The sequence below is a fragment of the Enorma phocaeensis genome, from assembly GCF_016901575.1.
GTDB lineage: Bacteria > Actinomycetota > Coriobacteriia > Coriobacteriales > Coriobacteriaceae > Limicola > Limicola phocaeensis_A.
In genome coordinates this window covers 1-5,753 of sequence record NZ_JACJKQ010000035.1, presented here as the reverse complement: position 1 = coordinate 5,753, position 5,753 = coordinate 1, and the positions used below count along the sequence as shown (strand labels likewise).

Annotated in this window: 6 protein-coding genes; 4 read left to right on the top strand and 2 right to left on the bottom strand. The window is 67.9% G+C overall.

Annotation, left to right across the window (positions count from 1 at the left end; genetic code table 11):
* Nucleotides 1-80: 80 nt before the first annotated feature.
* Together H6A15_RS09910 and H6A15_RS09905 are read right to left on the bottom strand one after the other, a co-directional pair.
* The gene (locus tag H6A15_RS09910; protein WP_204673595.1) at nt 81-2,414 is read right to left on the bottom strand and encodes a DUF927 domain-containing protein; all 2,334 of its coding nucleotides are present in this window, start codon (nt 2,412-2,414) and stop codon (nt 81-83) included.
* On the bottom strand, nt 2,392-2,595 hold the full coding sequence (locus H6A15_RS09905) for a helix-turn-helix domain-containing protein (RefSeq protein WP_087220893.1): 204 nt from the start codon (nt 2,593-2,595) through the stop codon (nt 2,392-2,394). Before H6A15_RS09905 ends, H6A15_RS09910 begins: the two co-directional genes overlap by 23 nt.
* A 273-nt stretch (nt 2,596-2,868) precedes the next feature.
* On the opposite strand from H6A15_RS09905, the gene H6A15_RS09900 reads away from it, so the two are divergent.
* The 4 genes from H6A15_RS09900 (at nt 2,869) to H6A15_RS09885 (ending at nt 5,429) form a co-directional block, all read left to right on the top strand.
* Nucleotides 2,869-3,555: a helix-turn-helix domain-containing protein gene (locus H6A15_RS09900; protein ID WP_204673594.1), complete on the top strand. Its 687-nt coding sequence runs from the start codon at nt 2,869-2,871 to the stop codon at nt 3,553-3,555.
* Between the two features lie 90 nt (nt 3,556-3,645).
* A complete protein-coding gene (locus H6A15_RS09895; RefSeq protein WP_204673593.1) occupies nt 3,646-4,032 on the top strand; it encodes a helix-turn-helix domain-containing protein in 387 nt (128 codons plus the stop codon).
* A gap of 6 nt (nt 4,033-4,038) precedes the next feature.
* On the top strand, nt 4,039-4,236 hold the full coding sequence (locus tag H6A15_RS09890) for a hypothetical protein (RefSeq protein ID WP_204673592.1): 198 nt from the start codon (nt 4,039-4,041) through the stop codon (nt 4,234-4,236).
* Nucleotides 4,237-4,238: 2 nt separating this feature from the next.
* Nucleotides 4,239-5,429, top strand: a complete 1,191-nt coding sequence (locus tag H6A15_RS09885; RefSeq protein WP_204673591.1) for a tyrosine-type recombinase/integrase — start codon at nt 4,239-4,241, stop codon at nt 5,427-5,429.
* Nucleotides 5,430-5,753: the final 324 nt, after the last annotated feature.

Sequence of the window (5,753 nt, the reverse complement as noted above, 5' to 3'; positions counted from 1 at the left end):
ACGCCCGTTGGCGGAAACGGTGAAAATACGTTGGCGAGATCGGCGGGGATGCGTTGGCGGATTCGGCGCGACCCGTTGGTCTAAACGGTGAAACTCAGATTAGCAATAACATCGCTGCCCGGCGCGAACACGTAGAACTGCGCGAGGGCGTCCGCGAGCGCGAGCAGCGCCACGTTGTCCGCCTGCGGGTGCCCGCCGGCGGCGGCGCACACGGCGTCGCGCACGGAGGAGAACTGCCCCGCGTAGAAGGCCGCGTCGTTGCGGCGCAGCGCCGCCACGTAGGCGCGCCCGGCGGTGCCGTGCTGCGCGGAGACGAGGTGGTGCATGGCCTGGGCCGCTCGCACGTCCTCGAAGGGCTCCGCGCAGAGCTCGAGGGTGCGGTTCGCCGCGCCCTGCTGCGTGGAGGAGCCCACGATGGGGATCTCGCCGGTGGCGATCGTGAGGCAGCGCCACGAGCCCGCCCTCATCATCGTCCGGTCGCTGTTCAGCGCGCCGCGCTCGTGGCCGAGCGAGAGCGAGTAGAGCAGGTCCTCCACGACCTGCCGCTTGCCCGCCTGGCCGCCCACGGCGCCCTTGCTCTGCAGCTCGTCGATGATCACGGGTATGTCGTGGAGGAGCGCCGCCGCCCGCACGATGCTCTTGGGCGTGTCCGCGAAGGTGCGGAAGTAGCTGTCCGCGCCCTCGGTGGGGTCGCCCCACACGCTGCCGGCGGCCTTGAGGGTCGGCGTCTTTCCGGAGCGCGAGCGCCCCCAGAGGTAGACGATGAAGGTCTGCACGCCCAGGAGAGACACCAAGGGGGACGCGAAGCTCGCCGCGAGCACGCACCTAAACGCCATCGACGCCGCCCGCGCCGGCGCCACGCCCTCCACCCACGCCGCGAGCGTGCCCGCCGGCTCCATGAAGGGGCGCGCCTTCACCGCCTCGTCCGGCGAGGGGTCGAAGCGCACGCCGCCCGCGCCCAGGTCGTAGGGCATGAAGGCGGAGAGCGGGCCGTCGGCCCAGCCCAGGTGCACCACGCTCCTCGCGCGCGGACGCGCCCAGCCGTGGCGGCGCTCCACGTCGGTCAGGTAGCGTACGATGTCCTTGGCGTTCGCGGACGACACGTTCGCGCCCAGCGGCGCGAGCGCGCCGATCACCTTGCTCTGGTTGAGCAGCACCTCGCGGTCGAGCGCCCGCTCGCGGGTTCCGCCGGGCACCGTCACGCGCACGAGGGCGCGCACGTCGCCGGTGTCCACGTCCACGAGGTCGGCCGCCACCCAGGGCGCCGTCGAGGTCACGGAGCGCGCGAGCTCCCCGTCGCGCCCGCGGACCCACAGCCGTCCGCGCGCGTCGACGAACCACCCCTCCACCGAGGGCGCGCTCTCGAAGTCCGGCGCCTCCTCGTCAGGGGAGCCCTCTCCGTCCGTGTCGGGCGCAGCAGTCGAACACATGTTCTTATCATTGGCGCGAGAAGGACGCATATGGCGAGAAGGACGTGCGGCTCTCGGCTTGTAGAACTCCGTGCAGCCCTCTATCGCCCGCTCTATCGTCTGCGCCCCATAGGTGGTGCCGCCCCGGCGGCTGTCCCACTTGTCGCGCATGAGGCCGCTTGCGCGGAAGATCCGGTCCATGCGGGCGGCGTCGCCGGCGCACCAGAAGGCGAGGTGCGAGCACAGAGCCATGTCTGCCGCCGATCGGTCGCCTCCCTGCGCCGAGCAGTCGCCGGCCATGAGGGCGCGGATCGCGTCGCCGCTGCGGGAGGCGTACATGCGCTCGAGCAGCGCCCCGTCGTCCATGTCCGCGCCGGCCGTTGGCACCTCCGAGAGCGTCGGCTGCGCGGCGGCCCGCTCCGGCTCGATCCACGTCCGGTATGCCTTCTCGACGACCTCGGGGTTGGAGCCCAGCGTCCCGCGACCCTCGAACACGTCCCCCGTCACCGTGAAGTACCGGTCGTGGTCGTACATCTCCACCACGCGCCCGCCGGGCTGCCCCTTCCTCGAGCGCTGGGCCCAGTCGGGCTTCGCGCCCCTGAAGATCAGGTGCAGCCCGTCGCCCGAGGGCGAGACCTCCGTGTAGGTGCCCGCCTCGTCCACCACCCAGCGGTACGCGGGGTCGAGGGCGCCGCCCTCGATCACGTGGTCGAGGTCGAGCCCCGTGAAGGCGCGGTCGGGCCCGAACACGAACCCCACGCCGTCGCAGCGCCAGCGGCCCACGGCCGCCACGGCCTCCTCGAAGGTCGCCCAGGTCGCCGGGTCCGTGCTCTTGGCCATGCGCCCGTTCGCCGCGCACACCGGTAGCTTCGTCGCCCTGCCGTTCCGCTCCTCGCGCCGCCAGCACACCCAGCGCGGCTCGATCTTCAGCTCCCGGGGGACGCGTGCCAGCGCGTCGGCGAGGGAGCCCGCCTTGTGTGGGCTACTCGCGGCCCTCTCCGTCATTCGAGGCCCCCTTCTTCGCGTTCTTGAAGATCACGTCGCGGCAGATCCGCCAGCGACCGTTCACCTTGTCGGCGGGGATGCGCCCCTCGCGTATGCCGCGCGTGATGGATCCCTCGTGTTCGCCCGTCACGTCGGCGAGCTGCTTGGGGGTCATGAAGTACGGCAGCTCCTCGAAACTCATCTCTCGCTCCCTCTCATCCGATTTGCCTCTGGACCGCACGCGCGGCTCTGACCCGTCTGTCACGAAGTGGCACGTTTCGTCGCCGTGCAGCGGTAGAATATCACAGGAATTGTCAACAAGTGAGATTCTTTGCAAGTTTTGAGGTAGAATGACCCTATACGATTGAACGGCTTGTCAACTAGTGATAGAATCTGTTGCGAAGCGTAACAACGACACGGAGGGCGCCGAGGGCACCCCTCCACAGGACGAACACATCCGAGAGAGGCGGAGGGCATGGCGAGCAACCTTCTGAAGCTCCGCAAGGCGGCGGGCTACAAGAACTCCAACGAGTTCGCGGTGGAGTACGAGATCCCGACCTCCACCTACGCGCGCTACGAGTCCAACCCCGACAAGATCCCCATGGACCGCGCCTGGCAGCTCGCGGACATCTTCGGCACCACCATCGACGCCATTGTCGACCGCGAGGTGCCCGACCCCGCGTGCATGCGCGGCGAGGTGCAGCTCGAGTACGACGGGCTCACGCCCGAGGCGCGGCAGCTCGCCGACGAGCTCCGCGAGTTCGTGCTCATGAAGGACGAGAAGATCCGCGCGCGCCGCCGCCGCGAGGAGGAGCGCCCCTACGAGGCTCTCTGCTACCAGTACGAGCAGCAGATGCTCTCCGAGCTGCGCGACGGCGCCGCCTTCGGCGAGCTCGTCGCGTTCGACAGTGCCGAGGCGGCGCGCGCCGCCTTCGAGTCCTTCCTCCAGGAGCAGGCGGCGAAGAAGCGCGGCAGGCTCTCAACCAAAGCGCAGAAGATCGTCGACGACCAGGTCATCGAGAAGATCATGGCGGCCTACGACCGCACCCACGGCGAGTTCGAGCTCGAGGGCATGCAGGTGCTGTGGAGCTCCGTCGACCACGGCGTCATGGTCGAGTACGACTCCGAGGCGAGTGCGAGGGACGGTGATGCGAAGGCATAGAAGGCGAAACAGGTGGGCCCGCGGGAGCTGGCACTCCCGCGGGCCCGGCGTCCGGTCCAGAGGCAAATCCAGAAGGGACGGTGACAGTATATGTCATCACTCGCACCCGCCCAAACCCCCTACAAGGCCATCAGCGGCAAAAGAACACTCCAGCGGCTGCGCCGCGAGGCGGGCTACCGCTCCGCGAAGGAGTTCGCCGAGGCGCTCGGCATCCCCGGCTCCACCTACGCTCGCTACGAGCGCGCCGGCGACGGCGCCGACTGCGGCATCCCGCTGCCGGCGGCGTGGCAGATCGCGGACAAGCTTGGCTGCTCCATCGACCTCGTCATCGGCCGCGAGGACATCGACGCCCCCGAGCCCGAGGGCATCCAGCCCCGCTACGACGCCCTCAGCCCCGAGGGCCGCGCCCTCGTGGACAGCTACCTCTCCTACGTGGAGCTCGGCGAGCGCGCCGCGCGCTCCCAGGGAAGGCGGTGAGCACCCATGACCAAGGAAGAGAAGAACCTGCGCGTCGTGTCCTGTTTCGCCACGGACGCCGCCGGCAACAAGCTCCCCGTCATCGTGCTCGCCGCAGCGGAGCCCGGTGCCCCTCTGCGCCTCGACGAGCCTTGGCAGCGCGAGCTCGCCCGCGACCTCGAGTGGCACTACCGCCCGCCCTACGTCGTCGGGGACGGTGAGTAGCCATGGCAAAGGTCACCGGCGAGGGCTCCATCATCCAGATGGAGAAGGACAAGCCAAAGTCCAAGTGCCGCAAGTGGCAGCTCCGCGTGCCCATCGGGCTCAACCCGCGCACGGGGAAGTACCAGCAGAAGACGCGCGTGGTCGAGGGGACCTTCACCAAGGCAAAGGCCGACCTGCGCGGGTTCATCAAGGAGATCGAGCACGACGAGGTGCAGGGCCGCACGTCCTACACCTTCGAGGAGTACTGCATGCGCTACCTCGATATCCGCGCCGCCAAGAAGGAGGTCGCCCCCACCACGCAGGTGCGGCAGGAGTGGCAGTTCAGGGCCGCCATCCGCCACATCGGGAAGGTCAACCTGGCCGCCGTCACGCCCACCATGCTCGACGACATGTACATCGCGATGCTCAAGGGCGACACGCTCTCCGGAAGACCTTCGAGCGGATCCTACGTCAACCAGATCCACGACAACATAACGCTCGTGTTCGAGCACGCCATCAAGGAGGGGATCCTCGTGAAGAACCCGTGCGACGCAGCCAACCCTCCCAAGATGGACACGCGCGAGAAGCGCGCCATGAAGCCCGAGCAGATCCAGGAGCTCATCGAGGGGCTCGATCCCGGGGTGCCGCGCGAGTGCGCCTACCTCGTCGCCATCACGATGGGGCTCAGGCGCGGTGAGGTCTGCGGCCTGTCATGGAAGGACATCGACTTCGAGAACGGAATCGTCGACGTGAGCCACAGCTTCGACGGGCTCGGCAACCTCAAGGAGACCAAGACCAAGGCCGGCATGCGCCTGCTGCCCCTGCCCGAGGTGACGCGCGAGGCGCTGCTCAGACAGAAGGCGGCCCAGGCCGCGCAGTTCGCGAAGACGAACCAGTGGCGCAAGCCGGAGGAGGGCTACCTGGAGCAGACCGAGGAGACCCCCGTCATCGCCACGCACTACGGCGAGCGCGTGACGCCCGGCTCCCTCAGCCGCTGGTGGTCGATCGACCGCGAGCGCTTCGGGCTCGACGGCTGGAGCTTCCACGAGCTGAGGCACTCCTACCTCACCCTGCTCGCGCTCAACGGCGTGCACCCGAAGGTCATGCAGGAGCTCGCGGGCCACTACAGCTCCCAGATCACGATGGACATCTATACGCACGTTAACCTCGACGCCAAGAAGGAGGCGGTGGCCGCGGTGTCGAAGGTGTTCTGAGCAGGGGAGGGACGCGTCTCTCCATCCTGAGAACCAGCGTCCCGATTCTTCCAAGATTCTTCCATGCAAGCCCGCACGCAATTTGACAACCGAATAAATAAAGCCCTGACCTGCCCAAACGGAGCTTCGAAATCCAAGCTCAACCAACTGCTAGTATCGAGTGGGAGTAAAGTTCCGACTGATTTTCTCTAAATCTGATTCTTTTACGGCCTTAGTTTTTCATTTCAAGCGCAACGCCCCTGAGCAGGGACCGCCCACGCCGGGCGCTACGATGGTGCTCGCGACAGACTTCATCGGAGGGGGCCGGCATGGGCAGCTACACCC

Excerpts from the sequence above, each read along its gene's own strand:
- H6A15_RS09910 (WP_204673595.1), bottom strand. The coding sequence starts at position 2,414 with ATGACGGAGAGGGCCGCGAGTAGCCCACACAAGGCGGGCTCCCTCGCC.
- H6A15_RS09905 (WP_087220893.1), bottom strand. The coding sequence starts at position 2,595 with ATGAGTTTCGAGGAGCTGCCGTACTTCATGACCCCCAAGCAGCTCGCC.
- H6A15_RS09900 (WP_204673594.1), top strand. The coding sequence starts at position 2,869 with ATGGCGAGCAACCTTCTGAAGCTCCGCAAGGCGGCGGGCTACAAGAAC.
- H6A15_RS09895 (WP_204673593.1), top strand. The coding sequence starts at position 3,646 with ATGTCATCACTCGCACCCGCCCAAACCCCCTACAAGGCCATCAGCGGC.
- H6A15_RS09890 (WP_204673592.1), top strand. The coding sequence starts at position 4,039 with ATGACCAAGGAAGAGAAGAACCTGCGCGTCGTGTCCTGTTTCGCCACG.
- H6A15_RS09885 (WP_204673591.1), top strand. The coding sequence starts at position 4,239 with ATGGCAAAGGTCACCGGCGAGGGCTCCATCATCCAGATGGAGAAGGAC.